Source organism: Rhodoplanes roseus, from assembly GCF_003258865.1.
GTDB classification, from domain to species: Bacteria; Pseudomonadota; Alphaproteobacteria; order Rhizobiales; family Xanthobacteraceae; genus Rhodoplanes; species Rhodoplanes roseus.
The window spans coordinates 27,595-51,563 of record NZ_NPEX01000011.1 but is presented as its reverse complement, the minus strand read 5'-3'; the positions used below and the strand labels follow the sequence as shown (position 1 = coordinate 51,563).

21 protein-coding genes are annotated in these 23,969 nt (G+C 69.9%); 11 read left to right on the top strand and 10 right to left on the bottom strand.

Annotation, left to right across the window (positions count from 1 at the left end):
- Positions 1-29: 29 nt before the first annotated feature.
- The 3 genes from CH341_RS03140 to CH341_RS03125 form a co-directional block, all read right to left on the bottom strand.
- Entirely contained in the window at positions 30-587 is a 558-nt protein-coding gene (locus tag CH341_RS03140; protein WP_111417570.1) for a CreA family protein, read from the bottom strand.
- 158 nt (positions 588-745) lie between these two features.
- Positions 746-1,426 (bottom strand): hypothetical protein, encoded by a 681-nt coding sequence (locus CH341_RS33570; RefSeq protein WP_146604356.1) that lies wholly within the window; start codon positions 1,424-1,426, stop codon positions 746-748.
- 151 nt (positions 1,427-1,577) lie between these two features.
- On the bottom strand, positions 1,578-2,276 hold the full coding sequence (locus CH341_RS03125) for a metal-dependent hydrolase (protein ID WP_111417567.1): 699 nt from the start codon (positions 2,274-2,276) through the stop codon (positions 1,578-1,580).
- 162 nt (positions 2,277-2,438) lie between these two features.
- Here CH341_RS03125 and ruvX point away from each other — a divergent pair, with 162 nt between their 5' ends.
- Positions 2,439-2,915 (top strand): Holliday junction resolvase RuvX, encoded by a 477-nt coding sequence (ruvX, locus tag CH341_RS03120; protein ID WP_111417566.1) that lies wholly within the window; start codon positions 2,439-2,441, stop codon positions 2,913-2,915.
- Between the two features lie 72 nt (positions 2,916-2,987).
- On the opposite strand, the gene CH341_RS03115 is transcribed toward ruvX, so the two are convergent.
- Together CH341_RS03115 and CH341_RS03110 are read right to left on the bottom strand one after the other, a co-directional pair.
- Positions 2,988-3,491, bottom strand: coding sequence for a hypothetical protein (locus tag CH341_RS03115; RefSeq protein ID WP_146604355.1), 504 nt, complete (start codon positions 3,489-3,491; stop codon positions 2,988-2,990).
- 283 nt (positions 3,492-3,774) lie between these two features.
- The gene (locus CH341_RS03110) at positions 3,775-5,424 is read right to left on the bottom strand and encodes an acyl-CoA dehydrogenase family protein (RefSeq protein WP_245430846.1); all 1,650 of its coding nucleotides are present in this window, start codon (positions 5,422-5,424) and stop codon (positions 3,775-3,777) included.
- A gap of 121 nt (positions 5,425-5,545) precedes the next feature.
- Between CH341_RS03110 and CH341_RS03105 the strand changes: the two genes are divergently transcribed.
- The 5 genes from CH341_RS03105 to dprA all read left to right on the top strand — a co-directional run bounded on the left by CH341_RS03105 (position 5,546) and on the right by dprA (position 10,894).
- Entirely contained in the window at positions 5,546-6,499 is a 954-nt protein-coding gene (locus tag CH341_RS03105; protein WP_111417563.1) for an aspartate carbamoyltransferase catalytic subunit, read from the top strand.
- 186 nt (positions 6,500-6,685) lie between these two features.
- Positions 6,686-7,987 (top strand): dihydroorotase, encoded by a 1,302-nt coding sequence (locus CH341_RS03100; protein WP_111417562.1) that lies wholly within the window; start codon positions 6,686-6,688, stop codon positions 7,985-7,987.
- A gap of 135 nt (positions 7,988-8,122) precedes the next feature.
- Positions 8,123-8,761 carry a glycerol-3-phosphate 1-O-acyltransferase PlsY gene (plsY, locus tag CH341_RS03095; RefSeq protein WP_111417575.1) on the top strand — a complete coding sequence of 213 codons (639 nt, stop codon included), beginning with the start codon at positions 8,123-8,125 and terminating at the stop codon, positions 8,759-8,761.
- Between the two features lie 234 nt (positions 8,762-8,995).
- Positions 8,996-9,646 carry a class I SAM-dependent methyltransferase gene (locus tag CH341_RS03090; protein WP_210208167.1) on the top strand — a complete coding sequence of 217 codons (651 nt, stop codon included), beginning with the start codon at positions 8,996-8,998 and terminating at the stop codon, positions 9,644-9,646.
- Positions 9,647-9,775: 129 nt separating this feature from the next.
- Positions 9,776-10,894, top strand: coding sequence for a DNA-processing protein DprA (gene dprA / locus CH341_RS03085; RefSeq protein WP_245430845.1), 1,119 nt, complete (start codon positions 9,776-9,778; stop codon positions 10,892-10,894).
- Between the two features lie 29 nt (positions 10,895-10,923).
- On the opposite strand, the gene CH341_RS03080 is transcribed toward dprA, so the two are convergent.
- Positions 10,924-11,133: a hypothetical protein gene (locus CH341_RS03080; RefSeq protein ID WP_111417560.1), complete on the bottom strand. Its 210-nt coding sequence runs from the start codon at positions 11,131-11,133 to the stop codon at positions 10,924-10,926.
- A gap of 257 nt (positions 11,134-11,390) precedes the next feature.
- On the opposite strand from CH341_RS03080, the gene topA reads away from it, so the two are divergent.
- Both topA and rnr read left to right on the top strand, forming a co-directional pair.
- Positions 11,391-14,120: a type I DNA topoisomerase gene (topA, locus tag CH341_RS03075; protein WP_111417559.1), complete on the top strand. Its 2,730-nt coding sequence runs from the start codon at positions 11,391-11,393 to the stop codon at positions 14,118-14,120.
- Between the two features lie 309 nt (positions 14,121-14,429).
- Positions 14,430-16,733 (top strand): ribonuclease R, encoded by a 2,304-nt coding sequence (gene rnr, locus CH341_RS03070; protein WP_245430844.1) that lies wholly within the window; start codon positions 14,430-14,432, stop codon positions 16,731-16,733.
- A 21-nt stretch (positions 16,734-16,754) separates the two neighbouring features.
- On the opposite strand, the gene CH341_RS03065 is transcribed toward rnr, so the two are convergent.
- Both CH341_RS03065 and CH341_RS03060 read right to left on the bottom strand, forming a co-directional pair.
- Positions 16,755-17,726, bottom strand: a complete 972-nt coding sequence (locus tag CH341_RS03065) for a Bug family tripartite tricarboxylate transporter substrate binding protein (protein ID WP_111417558.1) — start codon at positions 17,724-17,726, stop codon at positions 16,755-16,757.
- Positions 17,727-17,751: 25 nt separating this feature from the next.
- Entirely contained in the window at positions 17,752-18,459 is a 708-nt protein-coding gene (locus CH341_RS03060; protein WP_111417557.1) for a GntR family transcriptional regulator, read from the bottom strand.
- A 186-nt stretch (positions 18,460-18,645) separates the two neighbouring features.
- On the opposite strand from CH341_RS03060, the gene CH341_RS03055 reads away from it, so the two are divergent.
- The 3 genes from CH341_RS03055 to CH341_RS03045 all read left to right on the top strand — a co-directional run bounded on the left by CH341_RS03055 (position 18,646) and on the right by CH341_RS03045 (position 21,680).
- Positions 18,646-20,091: a thioredoxin domain-containing protein gene (locus CH341_RS03055; RefSeq protein ID WP_111417556.1), complete on the top strand. Its 1,446-nt coding sequence runs from the start codon at positions 18,646-18,648 to the stop codon at positions 20,089-20,091.
- Complete coding sequence (locus CH341_RS35150; RefSeq protein ID WP_210208166.1) at positions 20,088-20,642, top strand: UGSC family (seleno)protein; 555 nt, start codon at positions 20,088-20,090, stop codon at positions 20,640-20,642. Before CH341_RS03055 ends, CH341_RS35150 begins: the two co-directional genes overlap by 4 nt.
- A gap of 183 nt (positions 20,643-20,825) precedes the next feature.
- Positions 20,826-21,680, top strand: a complete 855-nt coding sequence (locus CH341_RS03045; RefSeq protein ID WP_245430843.1) for an NUDIX hydrolase — start codon at positions 20,826-20,828, stop codon at positions 21,678-21,680.
- A gap of 7 nt (positions 21,681-21,687) precedes the next feature.
- Here CH341_RS03045 and CH341_RS03040 read toward each other — a convergent pair whose 3' ends face one another.
- Together CH341_RS03040 and CH341_RS03035 are read right to left on the bottom strand one after the other, a co-directional pair.
- Complete coding sequence (locus tag CH341_RS03040; protein ID WP_111417555.1) at positions 21,688-23,211, bottom strand: efflux transporter outer membrane subunit; 1,524 nt, start codon at positions 23,209-23,211, stop codon at positions 21,688-21,690.
- 6 nt (positions 23,212-23,217) lie between these two features.
- Positions 23,218-23,907: a TetR/AcrR family transcriptional regulator gene (locus tag CH341_RS03035; protein WP_170149444.1), complete on the bottom strand. Its 690-nt coding sequence runs from the start codon at positions 23,905-23,907 to the stop codon at positions 23,218-23,220.
- Positions 23,908-23,969: the final 62 nt, after the last annotated feature.

Below are 23,969 nucleotides of genomic sequence, written 5' to 3'. Positions count from 1 at the left end.
GCCGGGCGAGGCCGGCCGCGCCCGAAACCTCACTTCTCGATGAAGTCGGCGCAGCGCTGGACGGTGGTGTCTCCGGGGCCCCACGGCATGACCGGGACGGTCGAGGTCGAGTTCTTCGGAGAACCTTCGATGATCCGGTCTGAATAGACCATGTAGACCAGAACATTCCGTTTGGTGTCGCAGCCGCGTACGATCTGCATTTTCTTGAAGAACAGTGAGCGGCGCTGGCGGAAGACGTCGACGCCCTGCTCGAACTTCGACTTGAACCGGATCGGACCGATCTGGCGGCAGGCCAGCGAGATGTCGGAGACCTCCTCGGCGAGACCCAGCCAGCCCTTGAACCCGCCCTTCTCCGGCACGGTGAAGTGGCACGCGACGCCCTCCACCTCCGGGTCGTCGAGCCCGTAGGTCGCGAGTTTATCGTTCGGGGACAACCACTTGAACACGGTCGACCGGCGGAAAATGAGGTCCGGCTCGTCGGCCGCGACGGCCGGCGACACGGCGGCGAGACCGAGTCCCAGCACCAGCCCGGCCAGCACGGCACGGGCCGAGCACGGTCGGTCCGCGCGGGCAAAAAGTCGCGTCATGTGAAAGCTCCATTCGAATACGGCGGGCGGTCCGCCCAGCATCCTGGCCGGCGCGCGCGGTCGCGGTGTTGAGATAATGCGTCCAGCGAACGCCGGAAGCCCCCGCGCGCAAATAGGTTTTCTCGCGGGACCGCGACTCGGCGGGAGGCCGCGCCCGCTCAATACGGGAAGAAGCCGCCCGGCCTCGGACCCCAGCCCGGACCGTAGCCCTGCCGCGGATAGGCCTCGGCTCGGCGGTAATCGCCGCCCCACGGCGCCTGCCCCGTCTCGGTCCGCGTCTTCTTGCGCACCTTCTTGGTCCGCTTGGGTTTTTCGGCGGCCGGCTTGTCCTCGTCGGCGGCCACGATGGCCTCCTTGGGCGGCTCGGCCGGCTTCGGCTCCACCGCCTTGGACTCGCTGGCTTTTCCGGCGGCCGGGGTGGCGGCCGGATCGACCCGCGGCCGCCCGTCGGGCACGCTCCGCCCGTCCGTCGCACTCGCCGGCCCCGCCGTCCCGATCGCCGTCAACGCCGTCGGCGAGGCGACCGACCGCGTCCGTTTCACCGGCTCCGTGGCCTTGATCGGTGCAGAAACCGCAGCCGGCGGAGGCTCTTGGGCCCGGGCCGGCGCAACGCCGACCGTGCCGGTCGGCTCACTGGCCGAGTAGTCCTGCCAGCTCCGGCCGATCGGCTCCTGCAGGGCAGTCGGCCGCATCAGCTCGGAAACCACGGCATAGCTCGCGACGACACACACCAATCCGGCCGAAACGATGCCGAGCAGCCGGGTGGCCGAGAACCGACGACGGGTCGGGCGCGCCCGTTCGGGCCACAGGGAAAAGTCTGAATGAGAGCGGGGGGTCATGATCGATCCAGGTCGGCTACGCCGGTCGCGTACACAGGTGCCGTTCGATAACGCGCGAACCGTCGACTGGTTCCATCGAGACTCGCGCAAAACGAGACGGAAACGGTAAGTTCCCGTCGACGCGGCGCCGGTTCAACGACCCCCTGAAGTCTCAAACAGCGATGGCCTTGCCCTTCTCGGGCACGACCACGCGGGTCGCCTGTCCTCGCATCGCCTCGATGAACGCGTCGGCGCTCTGCGCGATGATCGGGAACGAGCCGTAGTGGCACGGGATCACGGCATCCAGCCGGAAGAAGCGCTTCACCGCGAAGGCGGCGGTGCGGGCCCCCATCGTGAAGCGATCGCCGATCGGCACCATGGCGATGGTCGGCTCGTGCAGCTCGGCGATCAGCCCCATGTCGGTGAACGCGTCGGTGTCGCCCATGTGATAGACGGTCGGCTCGCCCGCGGCCTTGACGATCACGCCGCAGGGATTGCCGAGATAGATGGGCGTGCCGTCGACGATGTCGCCCGAGGAATGGTCCGCCCGGACCATGGTGGCGGTGAAGCCGCCCAGATCCGTAGTGCCCCCGGTGTTCATCGGATTGAGCTTCTTCAATCCCTTCGAGACCAGCCACATGCCGAGATCATAGTTGGTCGTGACGGTGGCGCCGGTCTCTTCGGCGATCGCCAGCGTGTCGCCGACGTGATCGCCGTGCCCGTGGGTGAGCAGGATATGGCTGACGCCGGCGATCGCCGCGGCGCGGTCACTGACGAAAGCCGGGTTGCCGGTGAAGAACGGATCGATCAACACGGCCTTCCCCTGGAAATCGAGGCGGAAGGCGGAATGGCCGAACCAGGTGATCTCCATGACGACTCTCCTCACGGGCAACTGCGCGGCACGCTGCGTACCGCGGACAGCATGGGTAGGGAAGATAAGCCGCAGGGCGGAAGCACGGTCAATCCGCCCGGCTCGAGCGAAACTCCGCATCGCGGGACTCGCCCCACTGCCGAGGGCATGTTAGGCGGACGCATGCCTGCGCCCGTGGTTCCCCTCGCCGACATCGGTCCGCTCCTGCCGGAGCGCGGCGGCCTGATCGGCCTCGATCTGGGTGAGAAGACCATCGGCGTGGCGGTCAGCGATCCCGACCGGCGGCTGGCGACCGGCGTCGAGACGATCGCGCGAAAACGCTTCACCGAGGACGCCGCCCGCGTGCTGGCACTCGCCGCCGAGCGCCGCGTCGCCGGGCTGGTGCTGGGGCTGCCGATCAACATGAACGGCACCGAGGGGCCGCGCGCCCAATCGACCCGCGCCTTCGCCCGCAATCTTTCTCGCCTCACCGATCTGCCGATCGGCCTGTGGGACGAGCGGCTGTCGACGTCGGCGGTCGAACGCGAGCTGATCGCCGCGGATGCGAGCCGGCGGCAGCGCAAGGCCGTGATCGACCAGCACGCCGCCATCTTCATCCTGCAGGGCGCCCTCGATCGGCTCCTGCGCGGACCGACGTGATCCGCATAAAAAAGGGCGAGTCCGAAGACCCGCCCCTCTCCACATCGAGCGATCGCGTCGAGCGACCGGCGATCAGTACAGCGGATACGGCAGGACCGTGCCCTGCGTGCCCGGCTGGCCCGAGATCGCCGCGACGCCGTAGTCGGCCCGGCGCGTGCCGCACGGCCCGTAATAGCCGTAGCCGCGGTTGAGGTCGGTCGAGATCCAGCACCCGCCACCGGAGGCCGAGGCGACAGGGCCGGCCGAGGCGTAACCCTCGTAGCCCGGCTGCCAACCGGGGTTGTAGCCGCCCGTGAGCGGGCTCAGTGCGGCACCGGCGATGCCGGTGGCAAGGCCGACGCCGGCCCCGATCGCGCCCGCCGCGAGGCCGACACCCGCCCGGGCCGCCCCGCCCGCCACGCCGACACCCGCCGCGACCGGATCACCGTAATAGCCCGGCGAATAGGTCTGCGCGGCGACGCGATCCTGATGACGCATCTGCGACCGGCGCGACTGCGCGTCGCTCGGGGTCACGGTCGCGAGGGCGAGCGCACCGGCCAGACCGGCCGCCACGGCATAGTGAACCATCGTCTTCATCGTGTTCTGCTCCTGCTTGCTGACGAGCCCGTTTCCGACGACGCGATCACGCCGTGCGAGGCGCGTGGTCGCCGCCCCGATCGTTCGGGTCGTGACGGTGCGGTGACGGGCTCTCGGGTCGTCAACCGCCCGCGCCGCCATCGGTTCCGCTGCAGTGCAGCACGTCCAGGAAGAGGATTTCTTGTTATCAGCGAATAACTTGTATCAGGGCGGAGAGTTCGCCCCGAAATTTCCATCGAATTGCCCCGCGGCCGTCACGCACTGCGGCGAGCGGCGCGGTGGTTCATTCGGGCATCGCTCGCGACAGCAACCTGTCCGTTTCGGCGACCGACAATCGGCTCGTCCCGGCCGTGATCCCACCGCCGCCGAGAAGGCGGGTCCGCGCGAATGTTTCGGCGATCGGCGACCCCGACGCGCGCAACGCGGCAGCCGCCGCGAGCAGCGCGAGCCGCTCCACCGCGACGCGGGCGACGCGCTCCGGCTCCGGATCCTCGAACGCCTCCTTCAAGGCCGCGACGGTCGCGGCGACTCCCGGCAAGTCACTGGCCTCGCCGGCGAGCTCCGCCACCACGGCCATGACCTCGTCCCGGTGGCGGTCGAGGGTACGGAGAACGTCGAGGCAAACGACGTTCCCGGAGCCTTCCCAGATCGCGTTGACGGGTGCCTCACGGTAGAGCCGCGGCAGCGGCCCGTCCTCGATGAAACCGTTGCCCCCCAGGCATTCCAGGGCTTCGGCGACGAGAGCCGGTGCTCCCTTCGCGATCCGGTATTTCGCCGTCGGCGTGAGCAGTCGGGCCCGCATCCGCTCGGCCGCGCTCTCGCCGCCCAGATCGAACGAGCGGACGAGCCGGAACGCGAGCGCCACGGCGGCCTCCGATTCGAGTGCCAGATCGGCCAGCACGGCCCGCATCAGCGGCTGCTCGGCGAGCCGACGCCCGAACACGCCGCGATGCCGGGTATGGTGGACCGCATGGGACAGGGCCGCGCGCATCAGCCCGGCCGACGACACGGCACAGTCGACCCGGGCGAGCTGCACCATCTCCATGACGGTCCGAACGCCCGCCCCCTCGTCGCCGAGCCGCCATCCGAACGCGTCCCGAAACTCCACCTCGGCGGAGGCACTCGACCGATTGCCGAGCTTGTTCTTGAGCCTCTGGAATTCGATCGGATTGACGCCGCCGTCCGGCCGGAAGCGCGGCACCAGGACGGCGGTGGGACCATCCGGGGCCCGCGCCAGCACGACGAACGCGTCGCTCATCGGGGCCGACATGAACCACTTGTGGCCCGTGACGGCGTAACCTCCCTCGACCGGCTCGGCCCTGGTCGCGCCGCCGCCCAGGTCGGTGCCGCCCTGCCGCTCGGTCACCCCCATGCCGAGGGTGAGCCCGAACTTCTCTTCCCACGGTCGAAAGCTCGGATCGTAGTGGCGGTTGACCACCTTCTTGATCATCTCGGCCGCGACCGGCGGTCCCGCCCCGAGCGGGGCGACCGCGGAACGCGTCGTGATCATGGCCGAGAGGTGCCCGTTCTCCACCTGGGCGACCATGTAGAAACGCGCGGCCCGCGACACCTCGGCCGGCGAGCCGGCCCGCTCGCCCGCCGGCGTCCAGGTCGAGCAGTGCAGGCTGGCGCCGATGCTCTCCTTCAGCAGATGATGATAGGACGGATGGAACTCCACCGTGTCGCGCCGATAGCCGCGTGCATCGAAGGCCTGGAGACGCGGAGGATTCTCGTTTGCGAGCCTGGCATGCTCGGCCATCTCGCCGGCACCCCAGCGGCGCCCGAAGGCGGCAAGCATCCGGGCCTCGTCCACAGCGCCGTTCGCGACGACGGCGTCCCGCAGGGCGCGGTCGCTTTCATAGAGGTCGACATCGGCGAAAGACGGCGACTGGTTGAAGCGCTCCTGCTCGGCCATCGTTCCCTTTCTCGGCATGCCCCGGCCCCGGGGCTCCTGCGCCGTCCCCGCTCCGCCCATCGTCCGGTTGGGGACAAGTCGGAAGCATAGCACGTCGCGCTTGCTGCCATCCTCGAACGCGCATATACGGCTGGCTTTGATGAATGTCGCTCCCAAACCTGCTTTCGTACTTCGCCAACGTCATTTGTTGGGGATCGAAGGCCTTTCGCGCGAGGAGATCGTCGGTCTCCTCGACCTCGCTGGAGAATTCGTCGATCTCAATCGCCGCGTCGAGAAGAAGACCACCTCGCTGCGCGGGCGAACCCAGATCAACCTCTTCTTCGAAGCCTCAACCCGGACCCAAGCGTCCTTCGAGCTCGCCGGCAAGCGGCTCGGCGCCGACGTGATGAACATGTCCGTCGCGTCCTCGTCCATCCGCAAGGGCGAGACGCTGATGGACACGGCCATCACGCTGAACGCGATGCACCCCGACATCCTGGTGGTGCGCCACAACGCGTCGGGCGCCGTGAAGCTCTTGGCCGACAAGGTCGACTGCTCGGTCGTCAACGCCGGCGACGGCGCTCACGAGCACCCGACCCAGGCGCTGCTCGATGCGCTGACGATCCGCCGCAACAAAGGCCGCATCGAGGGCCTGACGGTGGCGATCTGCGGCGACATCACCCATTCGCGGGTGGCGCGGTCGAACTTCCTCCTGCTCAACGCGATGGATGCGCGAGTGCGAGTGATCGCGCCGTCGACCCTGCTGCCGCCCGGCATCGAGCGGTTCGGCGTCGAGGTCTATCGCGACATGCGGGAAGGCCTGAAGGACGCCGACATCGTGATGATGCTGCGCCTGCAGCGCGAGCGCATGAACGGCTCCTTCATCCCGTCCTCGACCGAATACTTCGCCTATTACGGCCTGGACGAGAAGAAGCTGGCCTACGCCAAGCCGGACGCCCTGGTGATGCATCCGGGCCCGATGAACCGCGGGGTCGAGATCAACTCGACGGTCGCGGACGGCGCACGCTCGTTGATCCGCGAGCAGGTCGAGATGGGCGTCGCGGTCCGCATGGCGATCCTCGAGGCGCTGTCGCGGAACCTTCCGAATGCGTGAGCCGGCTCTTCGCGTCGGCCGCGTCGTCTTTATCTGTCATGACCGGGCGCGTCCCGGCCATCCATGTGTGAACCATCGCGGGACGTCCAGAGCGTGGACGCCCGCGACAAGCGCGGGCATGACGGGTCGGGGTTTCCAGCGACCGCGCCATTCCTCGCGCATGCCCGCTGACTTCCTGGTGTGACCATGCTCTCCGAACGCCGACCGATCCTGCTCGCCAACGCCCGGGTCGTCGACCCGTCGCGCGATCTCGACCTCGTCGCCGACGTCCTGATCGCCGACGGGCTGGTGCGCGACATCAAGCGCGGCATCGGCGCCGCCGGCGTGCCCGAGGGCACCGAGGTGGTCGACTGCGCCGGCAAGGTGGTGGCGCCGGGCCTCGTCGACATGCGCGCCTTCATCGGCGAGCCGGGCGCGGAGTATCGCGAAACCTTCGCCTCGGCGAGCCAGGCGGCCGCGGCCGGGGGCGTGACGACGATCGTGTGCCAGCCCGACACCCATCCGCCGATCGACGACCCCGCGACCGTCGACTTCGTGATGCGTCGCGCCCGCGACACCGCCATCGTCAAGGTGGTGCCCATGGCGGCCCTCACCAAGGGCCTCAAGGGCGAGGAGATGACCGAGTTCGGCCTCCTGAAGGCCGCCGGCGCCGTCGCCTTCACGGACGGGGCGCGCAGCGTCACCAACGCCAAGGTGATGCGCCGGGCGCTGACCTATGCGCGCGACTTCGATGCGCTCATCGTGCACCACACCGAGGATCCGAACCTCTCCTCCGACGGCGTGATGAACGAGGGCGAGTACGCCGCCCGGCTCGGCCTGCTCGGCATTCCGAAGACCGCCGAGACCATCATGCTGGAGCGCGACGTCCGCCTCGTCGGTCTCGCCGGCTCGCGCTACCACGCCGCCTCGCTCACCTGCGCCGACTCGCTCGAGGTGCTCAAGCGCGCCAAGGACGCCGGCCTGCGCATCACCGCCTCGGCGTCGATCAACCACATCACGCTCAACGAGCTCGACGTCGGCTCCTACCGCACCTTCTGCAAGGTGACGCCGCCGCTGCGCCCGGAGAGCGATCGCGTCGCCCTCGTCGAGGCGCTGTGCAGCGGCCTCGTCGACGTGATCATGTCGGATCACGACCCGCAGGACGTCGAGACCAAGCGCCTGCCCTTCGCCGAGGCGACGCCGGGGGCGATCGGCGTCGAGACCATGCTGGTCGCCGGCCTGCGCCTCGTCCATTCCGGCGACGTGCCGCTGCCGACCCTGATCCGCGCCATGTCGACCCGGCCGGCCGAGCTGCTCGGCCTCCCGGGCGGCACGCTGAAGCCGGGCGCGCCCGCCGACGTCATCGTCGTCGATCTCGACACGCCGTGGGTGCTCGACCGCGAGGATCTGAAGTCGAAGTGCAAGAACTCGCCCTTCGACGAGGCGCGGCTGCAGGGCCGCGTGGTGCGGACCATGGTGTCCGGCCGCACCGTTTTCGAGTTCGTGTGAGCGGCGGACGGCCGGCACCGATTGCCCAGCGGGCGGCCTGTCGGTAGGGTCCGCCGCGAGGCCCGGCCGCTGGCCGGGCACGACGGTTCATCCCCGGAGCGAACGACGACGATGCTCCACCCCGGCGCCTGGTTCATGGCCCTGCCCGTCTATGCGGGCGCGGTGGCGCTCGGCTATCTGCTCGGCTCGATCCCGTTCGGGCTGCTGCTGACCCGGATCGCCGGCGCCGGCGACATTCGTACGATCGGCTCCGGTAATATCGGTGCGACCAACGTGCTGCGCACCGGTCGCAAGGGCCTGGCGGCCGCGACGCTCCTGCTCGATGCGCTCAAGGGAACGGCGGCCGTGCTGGTCGCGCCGCTCCTCGCGACGGCGGCGGCGCCGGGTCCCGATCTCGCCCTGCTGGCCGGGCTGGGAGCCTTTCTGGGGCATCTCTTTCCGGTGTGGCTCCGGTTTCGCGGCGGCAAGGGCGTGGCGACCTTCATCGGCGTGCTGATCGGCCTGTCGCCCCTGGCCGCGGTCGGCTTCGGTCTGGTCTGGCTCGCCGTCGCCTTCACGACCCGCTACTCGTCGCTGGCCGGGCTGTCCGCCAGCGCGGCGACGCCTCTCCTCCTCTGGCTGGCCGGCATGTCCGAGGCCGCCATCCTGTTCGCCGGGCTCGCCCTGCTGTCGTGGATCAAGCACGCCGCGAACCTGAAGCGGCTGCTCGCCGGCACCGAGTCGAAGATCGGCAAGCGCACGGGCGCCGGGCAGGCCGCCGACGACCCCGCCTGAGCCGGGAGCCGGCCCGCATGCGCCGTGGTTCGGGCGCAACAGTCTGGCGTCACCGGACCACATCGAACCGACGGTTCTTTACAGCGCGCGCCGGAATGCCGTATCGCGACTAATCGGTGCAACCGTGTCGAGCTAATTTGCCCGACAGAGCGCCCCGGGTGTCTCGACGGCACCAGTGGCCGGTTGCAGAACGAAAAATATCGCGCCGGGGGCGCGCGGCGCTCGGGGGGTCACGTGGCGATTCAGTGGGCCGATTACGATCTCGATTACATCCGCCGCCGCTACGACCGCATCGCCAGCCTGATCGTTCCGTTCGAATGGCTGCTGTTCATGCCGACGGCGTTCCGGCGCACCGCGGTCGAGCAGATCGGCCTCGCGCCCGGCGAGCGGGTGCTGGAGATCGGCTGCGGCACCGGACGCAACCTGCCGTTCCTGCGTGAGGCGGTCGGGCCGTCCGGCCGGGTCTACGGCGTCGACTTCTCGGCCGGGATGCTGGCACGCGCCCGCAGCGTGGTGGCGCGCGGCGGGTGGGACAATGTCCACCTCACCCAGTCCGATGCCGCCGACTATCGCTCGCCCGAGCCCCTCGACGCCGTCATGTTCGGCCTCTCCTACAACACGATGCCGCATCACCGGGCCGTGCTGGCACGCGCCCTCGAGCTGCTCGAGCCGGGCGGCCGTATCGTCATCATGGACGCCAAGCTGCCGCCCGGGATCGGCGGCAAGCTGGTGCTGCCCTTCAGCATCTGGCTGATGAAGAAGACCGTGCTGGGAAATCCCTATATCCGCCCGTGGGAGCACCTGGAGCCGCTCGTCGACGAGTTCCGGATGGACGAGTTCCTGTTCGGCTCCTACTACGTCTGCCGCGGCATCAAGCGGGCCTGATCACCTCACCTGCGCCGCCGACTCGCGCATTGCGCGAATCACCTCTCGCGCGACACGCGCTCCCGTGCCACCATGCCGTGCGTGAGCGAGGCGGCCGTCCGTTCGGCCGTGCGGCAGGGGGAGTGTCCGGTGTCGGCCGGCGTGCGTCTCACCGACGAGCAGCGGCTCGACTGGCTGCGGCTGATCCGTAGCGAGAATGTCGGGCCACGGACCTTCCGGGCTCTCCTGAACCGTTTCGGGGGCGCCCGCGCGGCGCTCGCCGCACTTCCCGACCTCGCCCGCCGCGGGGGCGCCGTCCGCCCCGTCCATGTGACCACCAGCGCCGAGGCCGAACGCGAGCTCGCCACCGCGCGTCGGCACGGCGTCGTGTTCGTGGCACTGGGGGAGCCGGACTACCCCGCGGCCCTGCAGGCGATCGACGATGCCCCGCCGCTGCTCGGCGTGCGCGGCCGGATCGATCTTCTCGCGCAGCCCGCGGTCGGCATCGTCGGCGCCCGAAACGCATCGGCGGCCGGCCTGATGATCGCCGAGAGGCTCGCGCGCGAGCTCGCCGAGGCGGGCTTCGCGATCGTGTCGGGGCTCGCGCGCGGGATCGACGGCGCGGCACACCGGGGCAGCCTCGGGCGCGGGACGATCGCCGTGGTGGCCGGCGGGCAGGATCGCCCCTACCCGCCCGAGCACATCGATCTGCTGGAGGCGATCGCCCGGGACGGGGCCGTAGTCTCCGAGATGCCCATGGGCTGGGTGCCGCGCGGACGCGATTTTCCCCGCCGCAACCGCATCATCTCCGGGCTCGTGCTGGGCGTCGTCGTCGTCGAGGCGGCGCGCCGCTCGGGCTCGCTGATCACGGCCCGGCGGGCGCTGGAGCACGGCCGCGAGGTCTTCGCCGTGCCGGGATCACCGCTCGATCCCCGCAACGAGGGGACGAACGACCTCCTCAAGCAGGGCGCGACCCTGGTGACGGCGGCGGCCGATGTGGTCGCCGCGCTGGAGCCGATGGTCGGCCGCGACTTCGAGCGCCCGCTCGACGAGCCGGCACCCATCACCCTCTCCTTGCCCTTGGAGCTGCCGCCGGACGGGCGGACCCGGGACGGCATCACGGCCCTGCTCGGTCCGACCCCGGTCGCCGTCGACGACCTGATCCGCTGGTCCGGCGCGGCGCCCGCCACGGTACAAATCACATTGCTGGAATTGGAGCTCGCCGGCCGGCTCGACCGCCAGCGCAGCGGGCGCGTCGCGCTTCTTTGAACTGCGTCACCACAGGTGCCGATCCGCGGTCACTGTGGTGGTGCACCGTTAGCCCGTTCCCGGTCACGGCCGGCGCCGCTGCTCGCCTCCGCCTCGATCCGCGCCATGTCCAGGATGTAGCCGAGAGTCTGCAGCCCGTTGCGGCGCGCCAGGCGGGCGAGATCGGCGGTCAGGTCCGCGATATACGCCGCCGCGGATTGCGCGCCGGGCCTCTCGTCGGCGGGTGTGGTATCGGACATGAGCTACCCTGCCGCTGCGCCGCTTCGGGACCACCCGACGGCGCGCGGTCGCATTCCCTCGATACGTGTTTTCGACAGGAATACTATCTAAAGTCGCGGCGAAAGATAAACACAACTTTTGATACGTAGGCGGGTGTGCGGGGCACGCGCCGCAGCTCCGATTTGACACCTGCCCCCCGCTTAACCATTTTCCCGGGGCCGCGGCGGTCCCGGAACCGGGCCGACAGACCGGCCACACGTCCACTGCAAGGCTTTTCATGAACGTCGTTGTCGTCGAATCTCCGGCCAAGGCGAAGACCATCAACAAGTATCTCGGCGGTGGCTACGAGGTGCTGGCCTCGTTCGGGCATGTTCGCGACCTGCCGCCCAAGGACGGTTCGGTCGATCCTGCAGCCGATTTCAAGATGGTCTGGGAGGTCGACGGGAAGGCGCAGAAGCGCATCGCCGACATCGCCCGGGCCCTCAAGGGTGCCGACAAGCTGATCCTCGCGACCGATCCGGACCGTGAGGGCGAGGCGATCTCGTGGCATCTTCTCGAGGCGCTGCGCGAAAAGCGCGCCCTCACCGATCAGGCCGTCGAACGGGTGGTGTTCAACGCCATCACCAAGCAGGCCGTCACCGAGGCGATGAAGCACCCCCGGGCCGTCGACCAGGCCCTGGTCGACGCCTATCTGGCGCGGCGCGCGCTCGACTATCTGGTGGGCTTCACGCTGTCGCCGGTGCTGTGGCGCAAGCTGCCGGGGGCCCGCTCGGCCGGCCGGGTGCAGTCGGTCGCGCTGCGGCTGGTCTGCGACCGCGAGCTCGAGATCGAGAAGTTCGTCACCCAGGAATACTGGTCGCTGATCGCCACGCTGGCGACGCCGCGCAACGAGAGCTTCCAGGCGCGCCTGGTCGGCGCCGACGGCAAGAAGATCACCCGGCTCGACATCGGCAGCGGCGCCGAGGCGGCCGACTTCAAGCAGGCGCTCGAGACCGCCCGCTACACGGTCGCGACCGTCGACGCCCGGCCGACCAAGCGCCATCCGCAGCCGCCGTTCACCACCTCCACGCTGCAGCAGGAGGCGAGCCGCAAGCTCGGCTTCGCCCCGGCCCACACGATGCGGGTGGCGCAGCGCCTCTACGAGGGCGTCGACATCGGCGGCGAGACGGTCGGCCTGATCACCTACATGCGAACCGACGGCGTCCAGATGGCGCCGGAGGCGATCGCCGCCGTGCGCAGCGTCGTCCGTGAGGACTACGGCGACCGCTATCTGCCCGCCGCGCCGCGCCAGTACCAGACCAAGGCGAAGAACGCCCAGGAGGCGCACGAGGCGATCCGCCCGACCGACATGGCCCGCCGGCCGCGCGACGTGAAGAGCCAGCTCGAACCCGATCAGGCCCGGCTCTACGAGCTGATCTACATGCGCGCCGTGTCGAGCCAGATGGAATCCGCCGAGATGGAGCGGACCACGGTCGACATCACGGCGAAGGTCGAGGCGGCGAAGCCGCGGCTGCTGGAGCTGCGCGCCACCGGCAGCGTGGTGACGTTCGACGGCTTCCTGGCCGTCTATCAGGAGGGCCGCGACGAGGATCCGGAGGACGAGGAGAGCCGCCGGCTCCCGGCGATGAGCGCCGGCGAGGCTCTGCAGAAGCTCGCGCTCGAGTCCACCCAGCACTTCACCGAGCCGCCGCCCCGCTATTCCGAGGCGTCTCTGGTCAAGCGGATGGAGGAGCTCGGGATCGGGCGTCCGTCGACCTATGCATCGATCCTCCAGGTGCTGAAGGACCGCAGCTATGTGCGGATCGACAAGCGCCGGCTGGTGCCGGAGGACCGTGGCCGCATCGTCGTCGCGTTCCTGGAGAGCTTCTTCTCGCGCTACGTCGAGTACGACTTCACGGCCGACCTGGAGGAGCAGCTCGACCGGGTCTCCAACAACGAGATGGAGTGGCACCAGCTCCTGCGCCGCTTCTGGACCGACTTCGCCGGCGCGGTCGACGGGATCAAGGATCTCAAGATCAGCGAGGTCATCGACGCGCTGGATGCGATGCTCGCCCCGCATCTCTTCCCGGCTCGCGAGGACGGCAGCGATCCCCGCGTCTGCGCCACCTGCGGCACGGGGCGGCTGTCGCTGAAGCTCGGCCGCTTCGGCGCGTTCATCGGCTGCTCGAACTATCCCGAATGCCGCTACACGAGGCCGTTCTCGGTGCCGGGCGCGGACGGCGCCCCCGAGGCCGAGAACAAGGTGTTGGGCCAGGATCCGGAGACCGGTCTCGACGTGTCGCTGCGCAACGGTCGCTTCGGTCCGTATGTCCAGCTCGGCGAAAGCAGCAACGGCGGCGAGAAGCCGAAGCGGGCCGGCCTCCCCAAGGGCACGGATCCGGCGACCGTCGACCTCGAGCTCGCGCTCGGGCTGCTGTCGCTGCCGCGCGAGGTCGGCAAGCATCCCGAGGACGGCGAGCCGATCCTGGCCGGAATCGGCCGGTTCGGCGCCTATGTGCAGCACGGCAAGACCTACGCGAACCTGGAAGCGGGCGACGAGGTGCTGGCCGTCGGCCTCAACCGGGCCGTGACGCTGCTGGCGGAGAAACGGGCCAAGGGACCGGGCGGGCGTCGTTTCGGTGGCGACCCGGGCCGCTCGCTCGGCGACCATCCGGCCCAGGGCGGAGCCATCGTGGTGAAGGCCGGGCGTTACGGCCCCTATGTCAGCCACAACGGCATCAACGCGACGCTGCCGAAGGACAAGACGCCGGATACCATCACGCTCGACGAGGCCGTGGCCCTGATCGCCGCCCGGGCCGAGGCGACCGGCGGCGCCCCCCGCCGCAAGGCTCCGGCCAAGAAGGCCGCCGCCGCCAAGACGGCCAAGGCCAAGGACGGTGGCGAGGCCAAGCCGGCCGCCAAGGCCGCCGTGAAGGCGAAGGGCAAGGCGGCCCCGAAGAAAGCGGCCGCCAAAAAGCCCCCGGCCCCAAAAGCCAAGAAGGCCCCGGAGCCCGCCGAGACCGAGTGAAGGCGCCACAGCGCATCGCCCCGACTGGACGTTTCGCCTCCTGCGGTCCCTCCCCCTTTGTGGAGGATGGACAGGGAGGGGGTAACGGCGCCGGCGTCCTGCCGCGGGCCCCCCTTCTCCACCTCTCCCCCACAAGGGGCAGAGAGCAGGCTGCGACTCGCGGCAATGTCGGCGGCCACCATGGCTCCTTCGATCGCGAGACCCGCCGCGTCCTGATCATTGCTCCGAGCGGCCGCTGGCGGAATCCCCGGCTGGCGCTTACCTTGGGGCCATGATCTCCATCGACACCCTCGGCGCACGGACCTCGTGGTGAGCTCGAAAAAACCCGGTCCGGTCATCCCCACCAAGGACGAGCTTCTCGCCTTCATCGCGGCCCATGGCGGCGAGGCCGGCACGCGCGAGATCGCGCGCGCCTACGGCCTCAAGAACGCCGACCGCGCCACGCTGAAGACGATGCTGCGCGAGCTCGCCGACGAGGGCCGCATCGCACGGCGCAAGAAGAAGCTGCACCACGCCGGAACACTTCCGAACGTGGTGCTGGCCGACGTGACGGGCCGCGACGCCGACGGCGGGCTGATCGCCGTCCCGGCCGACTGGGACGAGGAGGAGAGCGGCCCGGCGCCGAAAATCCGCCTGCACATCCCGCACAAGGCCCGACCCGCCGACATCCCGCGCGTCGGCGACCGGGCGCTGCTGCGCACCGAGGAGGTCGAGGAGGAGGACGGCATCCGCCATCGCGGCCGTCCCATAAAAGTGCTCGAACGCGACAAGCACCGCGCGCTCGGTGTCTTCCGGGCGCTGCCGGAGGGCGGCGGCCGACTGGTCCCGGTCGAGAAGCGGAGCCTCGGCCGCGAGTTGCCGATCCGGGCCGGCGACACGCTCGACGCCCGCGACGGCGACCTCGTCGCCGTCGACGTGCAGAAGCACGGCCGCTTCGGTCACACCAGCGTCAAGGTGAAGGAGCGGCTCGGCTCGCTCGCCAGCGAGCGCACCGTCAGCCTGATCGCGATCCACGCGCACGGCATCCCGCACGAGTTCTCGAAAGCCGTGCTGGCGGAGGCGGAGGCGGCCCGGCCGGCGACACTGGAGGGACGCGAGGACTGGCGCGAGGTGCCCTTCGTCACCATCGATCCCGCCGACGCCAAGGACCACGACGACGCCGTGTTCGCCCGCACCGACAGCGCGGCCGACAATCCGGGCGGCTTCGTCATCGACGTGGCGATCGCCGACGTCGCCGCCTATGTGCGGCCCGGAACCGCGATGGACCGCGAGGCGCTGGAACGCGGCAACTCGGTCTATTTCCCGGACCGCGTCGTGCCGATGCTGCCGGAGCGCATCTCCAACGATCTATGCTCGCTGCGACCGGCCGAGGACCGCCCTGCCCTGGTGGTCCGCATGGTGATCGACGCGGACGGCAGGAAGCGCAGCCACAGCTTCCACCGCGTGCTGATGCGCTCGATCGCGAAGCTGCATTACGCCCAGGCGCAGGCCGCCATCGACGGCCAGCCGGACGACACCACGACACCGTTGCTGCCGCTGGTTCTGCGCCCGCTCTACGACGCCTACGCCGCGCTGAAGAAGGCCCGCGAGGAACGCAGCCCCCTCGACCTCGAGCTGCCGGAGCGGAAGATCCTGCTCAAGCCCGACTTCACGGTGGACCGGGTGATCGTGCCGCAGCGGCTCGACGCGCACCGGCTGATCGAGGAGTTCATGATCCTCGCCAATGTCGCGGCGGCCGAGACGCTGGAGCGCGCGAAGACGCCGCTCGTCTATCGGGTGCACGACGAGCCGACCCTCGAGAAGCTCAGCGCGTTGCGCGAGTTCCTCGCCACCCTCGACATCTCGATGCCGAAGGCGGGCGCGCTGCGCCCCGTCCAGTTCAACCGGATCCTGGCGCGCGTGAAGGGCAAGGACTCCGAGGGGCTGGTCAACGAGGTGGTGCTGCGCAGCCAGGCGCAGGCCGAGTACGCCTCGGAGAACTACGGACATTTCGGCCTCAATCTACGGCGCTATGCACACTTCACCTCGCCGATCCGCCGCTACGCCGACCTGATCGTGCACCGCGCGTTGATCCGCGCCTGCAAGCTCGGCCGCGACGGCCTTCCCGAGGGCGCCGACGTTGCCGCGCTAGGCGAGATCGCGGCCCGCATCTCGGCCGCGGAGCGGCGCGCCATGGCGGCCGAGCGGGAAACCGTCGACCGGCTGATCGCCCACCATCTCGCCGACCGGATCGGCGCGACGTTCAAGGGCCGGGTCGCCGGCGCGACGCGCTCGGGCCTGTTCGTCAAGCTGGACGAGACCGGCGCCGACGGCTTCGTGCCGGCCTCGACGCTGGGCCGCGACTACTATCGCTACGACGAGAGCCAGCACGCGCTGATCGGCGACGCCACCGGCGAGAGCTGGCGGCTCGGCGACACCGTCACGGTCAAGCTGGTGGAGGCAGCGCCGGTCGCCGGCGCGCTGCGCTTCGAGATCCTCTCGGACGGCCGCATCGAGACCCGGCGCGGCACCCGCGGACGCGAGCGCCCGCGCCGCGAGATCGCCCGCAAGGGGCCCAAGGGCTCCAACGGTCCCAAGCGCCCCGGCGCGACACGGGGGCAGAAGCGACGATAGGCGGGCAATGCGCGCCGCGTTCTACTCGACGCTGGCACCCGCCTGGCGGATCACGGTGCCCCAGGTCTTCGCCTCGGAGCGCAGGAACCGGTCCATCCATTCGGGGCTCGACTCGGCCGGTCCGGGCGGGATGGCGCCGATGTCCTCGATCCGTTTTCGCGTGGTCGGATCCTCGAGGGCGGCCCTGAGGGCGCCGTTGAGCCGGGCGATGACCGGCTTGGGTGTCTTGGCCGGGGCCACGATGGCGTTCCAGCCGACGACGACGAACTCCGGCAGCCCCGCCTCGGTCGAGGTCGGCACCTGCGGCACGGCCGGTAGCCGCGTGGCCTGGGCGACGACCAGGGCCCTGACCGTGCCGGCCTGAACCTGCGGGACGACGTTGGGCGTCGAGTCGCACATCGCGTCGAGCTGGCCGCCGAGCAGATCCGTCATCGCCGGCCCGGTGCCGCGATACGGCACGTGCCGCAGCTTGATGCCGGCGAGGTTCTCCAGATACAGGCAGACCAGATGGGCGTTCGATCCGAACCCCGCATTGCCGACCGTCACCGTCTCGGGATTGGCCTTGGCGTAGGCGATGAACTCGGCCAGCGTCGCGGCCGGGAAGTCCTTGCGGACGACCACCAGATTGGGCGTGCCGGCCAGCATGCCGACCGCCGCGACGTCGTCGACGTCGTACTGGATCTTCTTGTAGAGCGCGAAGGCGGCGCCGAGGCTGCCGAGATTGCCGGACAGCAGCGTGTGCCCGTCCGGCTCCGCTTTGAGCGCGCGGGCCGAGCCGGTGGTGCCACCCGCCCCGGGCGCGTTCTCGATCACGACCGATTGTCCGAGGTCACGCGCCATGTGGTCCCCGACCAGGCGAGCCAGGACATCGTTCGGACCGCCGACCGCGAACGGCACGACGACCGTGACGGGCTTCACCGGATAGTTTTGGGCGAGCACCGGCGAGGCGCCCACCAGGACGACGGCACAGGCACGAGCGATCAGCTTCAGCATGGTGGCTCCTCGAGCGACGGCGCTGTCACGCCTCGCGGTCCGTTGCGCGTGTCGCCGGCTCGGACCGCACCGCGGTCAGCAGCCGCTCGACGTGGCCGACATGGGCGTGGAGCTGCGCGGCCGCGTCCTCGCTGCGGCCCGCCGCCCACAGGTCGACGATCATGCGGTGCTGGGCGATCGCGCGCGCCATCCGGTCGGGCTCGCGGGGCATGCGCTGCCGCAAAGCGCGGAGCTGATCGGCGATGCCGCCATAGGCCCTGATCAGATAGGAGTTGGCACTGGTCGCGACGATCGCCTCGTGAAACTCGCAATCGAGCTCGTCGCACCGGGCCAGGTCGCCGTCGCTCAGCGCCACCGAGGCGCGGCCGACCAGGAAGCCGAGCTGGGCCAGCGACTCGCGGGCGATGCCGTGGCCACCGAAGCGGAGCGCCCCGACCTCGATGATGCCGCGCGTGGCGCAGAGCTGGCGGATGTCGTCCGCCTGCAGGTCGACCACGAACGTCCCACTCTGCGGGCGCACCACCACCAGCCCCTCGCTCTGCAACTGGACCAGGGCTTCGCGCACCGGCGTGCGGCTGACCCCGAGCTCGGCGGCGAGCTGCTTGTCCGAAATCCGGGCGCCGAGCGGCAGCCGGCCCGAGCGGACCAGCGCACGCAGGCGGTCGGCGATCTCCGACTTCAGCGGCGAGGCGCCCGGTATGCGGGACTGAAGACGGACGATATCGGCCGACATCGACAATGCCCTCGGGAAGCGGCGTGACCAAACTGATATATTAGTACACGAGCCGACATTCACCACAAGCCGAAGTCAGAGGCATATTATGCTTATAAAATTGGCAATCGAAGCAGATGCCCGATGACCTATCGACAACCAAGATCGTCATCTAGTATATCAGTTTGGCAATTCAGGAGACCAGACGTGCCCCATCCGGTGCCCGAGAACGGCCTTGTCGTCTTTGCGAAACGCGCCTGCGAGACCTGCGCCATGGTCGAGTCGGTGCTGGGCGAGCTGGCCCGCTCCGGGCAGGCGCTGACCATCTTCACCCAGGATGACCCCGGTTTTCCGGCGAGCCTGCGCCCGGTCGACGACACCACGCTCGAGCAGTCGTTCCGCTTCGACGTCGAGGCGGTGCCCACCGTCATCCGGCTGGAGGACGGACGGGAGACGGCGCGGACCTTCGGCTGGAACCGCACCGAATGGGAAAGCATCACCGGGATCACGGGCCTCGGCGAAGGCCTGCCCGCCATGCGGCCCGGCTGCGGCTCGAAGAGCCGCGAGCCCGGCGTTCACGAGCAGCTCTTCGCGCGTTACGGGGACACCGGCCTCACCTCGCGACGCATCACGCTCGACGCATGGGACGACGAGATGGAGGCTTGCTTCGAGCGCGGCTGGACCGACGGGCTTCCGGTCGTTCCGCCGACCGACGCCCGCATTCTGCGCATGCTGGAGGGCACGCGCCTAAGGCCCGACGAGTTCATCGGCGAGGTGCCGCCGAACCTGTCGCCCATCACGGTCGAGAAGGTCGCCGTCAACGCCGTGATGGCGGGGTGCCGGCCCGACTACATGCCGGTCGTCCTGGCAGCGCTGGAGGCGGCGCTGCAGCCCGAGTTCACCATGCACGGCCTGCTCTGCACGACCTGCTTCTCGGGCCCCATCATCGTCGTCAACGGGCCGATCGCCCGCCGCATCGGCATGAACTCCGGCATCAACTGCCTGGGCCAGGGCAACCGCGCCAACGCCACGATCGGGCGAGCCCTGCAACTGATCGTCCGCAACATCGGCGGCGGCCGGCCGGGGGAGCTCGACCGCGCCGTGCTCGGCGGTCCCGGCAAGTACACGTTCTGCTTCGCCGAGGACGAGAGCGATCCGACCTGGCAACCGCTCGCCCAGGCGCGTGGAATTGCGCCGGGCCGCGACGCCGTGACCCTGTTCCAGGGCGACGGCATCCAGGGTTTCGTCGACCAGCGCTCGCGCACGCCACAGGAGCTGACGCGGTCGCTGGCGATGTCGCTGCTGGCGGTTGCGCATCCGAAGCTGTGCGAGTTCACCAACGCCATGCTGGTACTGGCGCCGGAGCATTACGCGATCTTCCGCGACGCCGGCTGGGATCGCGCCCGCATAGAGCGCGAGCTGCACGCCGCGATGGTGCGACCCGGCAAGGACGTGATCCAGGGCGCGCACGGAGTAGGCGAAGGCGTTGCAGCCAGCCGTCGCGACGAGATGATCGCCAAGTTCTGGCCCGAAGGGCTGCTGATCGTGCATGCGGGCGGACAGGCCGGGCTGTTCTCGGCCATCTGCGCCGGCTGGACGGGCGGCCGCTTCCGCCACGAATCGAAGCCCGTCACCAGGGAGATCACGGCATGACGCCGGGACTGGAGCTGCGAGACCCGACCGCCGAGAGCGCCTCCGCGCTCCGCCCGCGCACGCCGCCGCTAGCCACCCTGGACGGCGCGACCGTGGCCCTGATGGACATCGGCAAGATGCGGGGCGACGAGTTCATCGACCGCATCGAGCAGTTGTGCCGCGAGCGCGGCGTCGCCACCCGCCGGTACAAGAAACCGACCAACACACGCGTCGCCCCGCGCGACATGATCGCCGACATCGCGTCGACCTGCAGCGCGGTAGTCATAGCGCTGTCGGACTGCGGCTCCTGCACGTCGTGCTCGACCCACGATCTCAATGACTTCGACAAGCGCGGCCTGGCCGGCGTGAGCGTGCTGACGGAAGAGTTCCGTCACGCCTTCGAGCAGCAGAAGGCGGCGATCGGGCTCGATGCGGCCGCGATCTACGTGCCGCATCCCATGCAGAACAAGACCACCGACGAGCTGCACGCCTTCGCCGAGCAGTCGATCGACAGAATCCTCGCGGCGATCTGCTCCGCCGTCGAGCCGTCCCCGCTCGAGCGCGCCGCGTGACGCGCCTGAGGGCCAGCCCGCGCTGACCGGCCGGCCGCAACCGCGGCGCCGCCCGCCCGTGTGCGGCGCGCGCATACCGGGCCCGGGTGCGCCCGCCGCGGTTCCACAATCAACCCGCTCTCCGCTACACTGCGGCCGCATCCCGCGAGCGATCCGGGTCACTGCGAACCACGGACGACGGGCATGGCGGACGACGACGAGACGGGTGCGAAATCCACGGGTGCGCCAGCACCGGAGGACCCGCACGACGTCGACGTGTCGGGATACGGCATGGCGAGCGCGCCGCCGGAGACGCTGGCGGAACGGCTGACCGATCACCTGAACCATGCCGAACGGGACATGACGTCGCCGAACCTGCGACCGCGCGACGCCGCGACCCTCATTCTGATCGACCGCACCGGCACGGTCCCCAAGGTGCTGCTCGGCCGCCGCCACGCCGGCCTGAAATTCATGCCCGGAAAATTCGTCTTTCCGGGCGGCCGCGTCGAGCCGACCGACCGCGGCGTGCCGGCGGCGAGCGAGCTCGATCCTCGCATGGCCGAGCGCCTGATGCTGGAAACGTCGAGGCCCAGCCTGGTGAAGGCGCGCGCCTTCGCGATCGCCGCCGTGCGCGAGACGTTCGAGGAAACCGGCCTTCTGCTCGGACGCCCCGACGGGAGCTGGCCCGAGATGCACGCCTCCGAAGGTGCGCCGTGGTCGCCGTTCGCCGCGGCACGGGTGCTGCCCGATCTCTCGACGCTGCAATTCATCGCCCGCGCCGTGACGCCGCCGCGCCGGCCGCGCCGCTTCGACACGCGCTTCTTCGCCGTCGACGCGACGGCGATCGCGGCGAAGGTGGACGGCGTGATCGGGCCCGACGCCGAGCTGGTCGAGCTGGTGTGGATGCCGCTCGACGACGCCGAGGCGCTGGAGATCGCCCCGATCACCAAGGCCGTGCTGGCAGAGCTCGACCACCGCATCACCTGCGGCTTCTCACCCGACCTGCCGGTACCGTTCTATCGCTGGCTGCGCGGAAAATTCTCGCGGGTCGAGCTGTAGGCCCGGTTCAGCGCACCGGATCCAGCACCCGGAAGTCGACCGAGTGCGGCAGCGTGCCGGCATCGACGATCTCGGGCTTGGACACATCGACCCGGCCGGACCATCCGCCACCCAGCGCCTTGGCCAGCGCGACGTAGTCCGTGGTGATCAGCACCCGACTCTGCAGCAGCGTGTCCTCGGCCGAGTAGGCGGACCGCTCGGCGTCGAGAACGTCGAGGAAGCTCGACGAGCCGTTCTGGTAGAGCGCGCGCGAGAGGCGGGCCGACTCGGCGTAGTTCTTCGCCGATTCGGCGAGCTTCACGGCGCGCTTGCGCTCTTCCGACAAGGAGACGAGCGCATTCTCGACGTCCTTGAGCGCGGTCAGCACGGTCGAGCGGAACGAGATGAAGTACTCGTCGCGCTGCGCCTCGGCGACCTCGACGGCGGCGAGCAGGTTGCCGGCGTTGAACAGCGGTACTGTGACGGACGGCCCGAAGGAATAGCCGATGGCCGAGCCCCTCTTGACGTCGCCGAGCCGCTGAGCCGAGGTCGTGAGGCTGCCGGTCAGCGACACGTCCGGATAGAGGGCGGCTTCGGCGACTCCGATCTTGGCCGTGTACTGGGCGAGCTGGCGCTCGGCCTTGCGTACGTCCGGCCGGCGCGACAGCACGTCGGCCGGAATGCCGGCGGGAAGCGGCAGCCGCGGCGCGGGAATCGGCGCGTCACGGCTCACGAGTGCCGTGACGGCCGACGGCTCGCGGCCGAGCAGGATGCCGATCTGGTGCACGGACTCGGCATAAGACGCCGTGAGCTGGGGAATGTTCGCCTCGGTCGCGGCCGCCTGGGCCACCGCCTTGGCGACGTCGACGGCCGACGCCGAGCCGGCGTCGAACTTGCTCTTGGTGAGCGCCGCCGTCTCGCGCTGCGACGCCGCCGTGCGCTTGGCGAGCGCGATGCGGGCCTGATAGCCGCGCGCCTGAGTGTAGTAGGTCGCGACGTCGCCGAGCAGCGTCAGCAGCGTCGAATCGAGATCCTCGAAGGAGGCTTCGAGGGCGCGGGTCGACGCTTCGAGGTTGCGCTTGTTGCCGCCGAACAGATCGAGCTCGAAGCTCGCGTCGAAGCCGGCCTGATAGAGCGTGTAGGGCGTGTTCGCCACCACGTCGGTGCCGGACGACGCGGCCGAGGCCTTGTTCCGGGTGGCCGAGCCCGATCCGTCCACGGTCGGGAACAGCGCCGCGATCGCCTGCTTGCGGTTGGCCCGCGCCTCCCGGACTCGCGCCTTGGCCGCAGCCACGTCGAGGTTGCCGGTGACCGCTTCGTCCATCAGCGAATCGAGGGTGCGGTCGCGAAGACCACGCCACCAGCGGACCAGATCCTGCGGCTTGGCGACCGGCTGCTTCGGCGCGTTCGCCCAATGCAGCGGCAGTGTCACGTCGGGGGCCAGATAATCGGGGCCGACGACGGCGCAGCCGGCGAGTGCAGTAGCCGCGAACGAGCAGGACAAAGCGAGGGCGGCACGGCGGAGGGGCCGTCGCGACGGTCTGGAGGTCATGTCTGATCAGTCTCGTGAACGCTGGGGCACGACGCCGTGCAGGAAGATTCGAAAGGCGGCCGTCGCGTGGGCGCGTCGCTCGTCCAGCGCGGGAAAGCGGGGCCCGCCCTCGTCGAAGCCGATCGGCGCGAAAATCATGTGCATCAGCAGCCCGGCGGCCTGCTCGGGATCCGTGATCGCAACACGGCCGCGCGCCGCCTGACCGGCCAGCCACCGCGCCAGGATCGCCCGCGACTCCTCCGGGCCGTGGCGGAACACCACGCGGGCGAGATCGGGACGCTGCGGCACCTCCATCATCATCAGGCGGAGCAGCGCGGTCCTGTCGCGTTCGGATTCCTCGTCGAGGTCGAGCCGGAAGATCGACGCCAGCGCCTCCTCCAGCGGACGTTCGTCGACGCCCTCGGGAACGTTCAGCATGAGATCGCGATGGGCCGCGACGATGGCGGCGAACAACGCGTCCTTGCCGTCGAAGAGCTGGTACAGGGTCTTCTTCGACACGCCGGCCCTATGCGCCACCGCGTCCATCGTGGTCGCGTCGTATCCGCCTTGCAGGAAGACGTCGCGCGCCGCCGCGACGATGCGGGCGCGCTGAGTCGCGTCGTCGACGACCTTCGGCCGGCCTCGCCCGCGAGCCCCCGCCTTCTTCGGCAACGACGGTGAAGTCCTTGGTTTCATCAAGGTTCCGTTGACGCTCATTCGATCGAGAGCCTCCAAGGTGAACGCCGCAGAGGCACGGCTGGTTGACGCGGCCGGCTCGG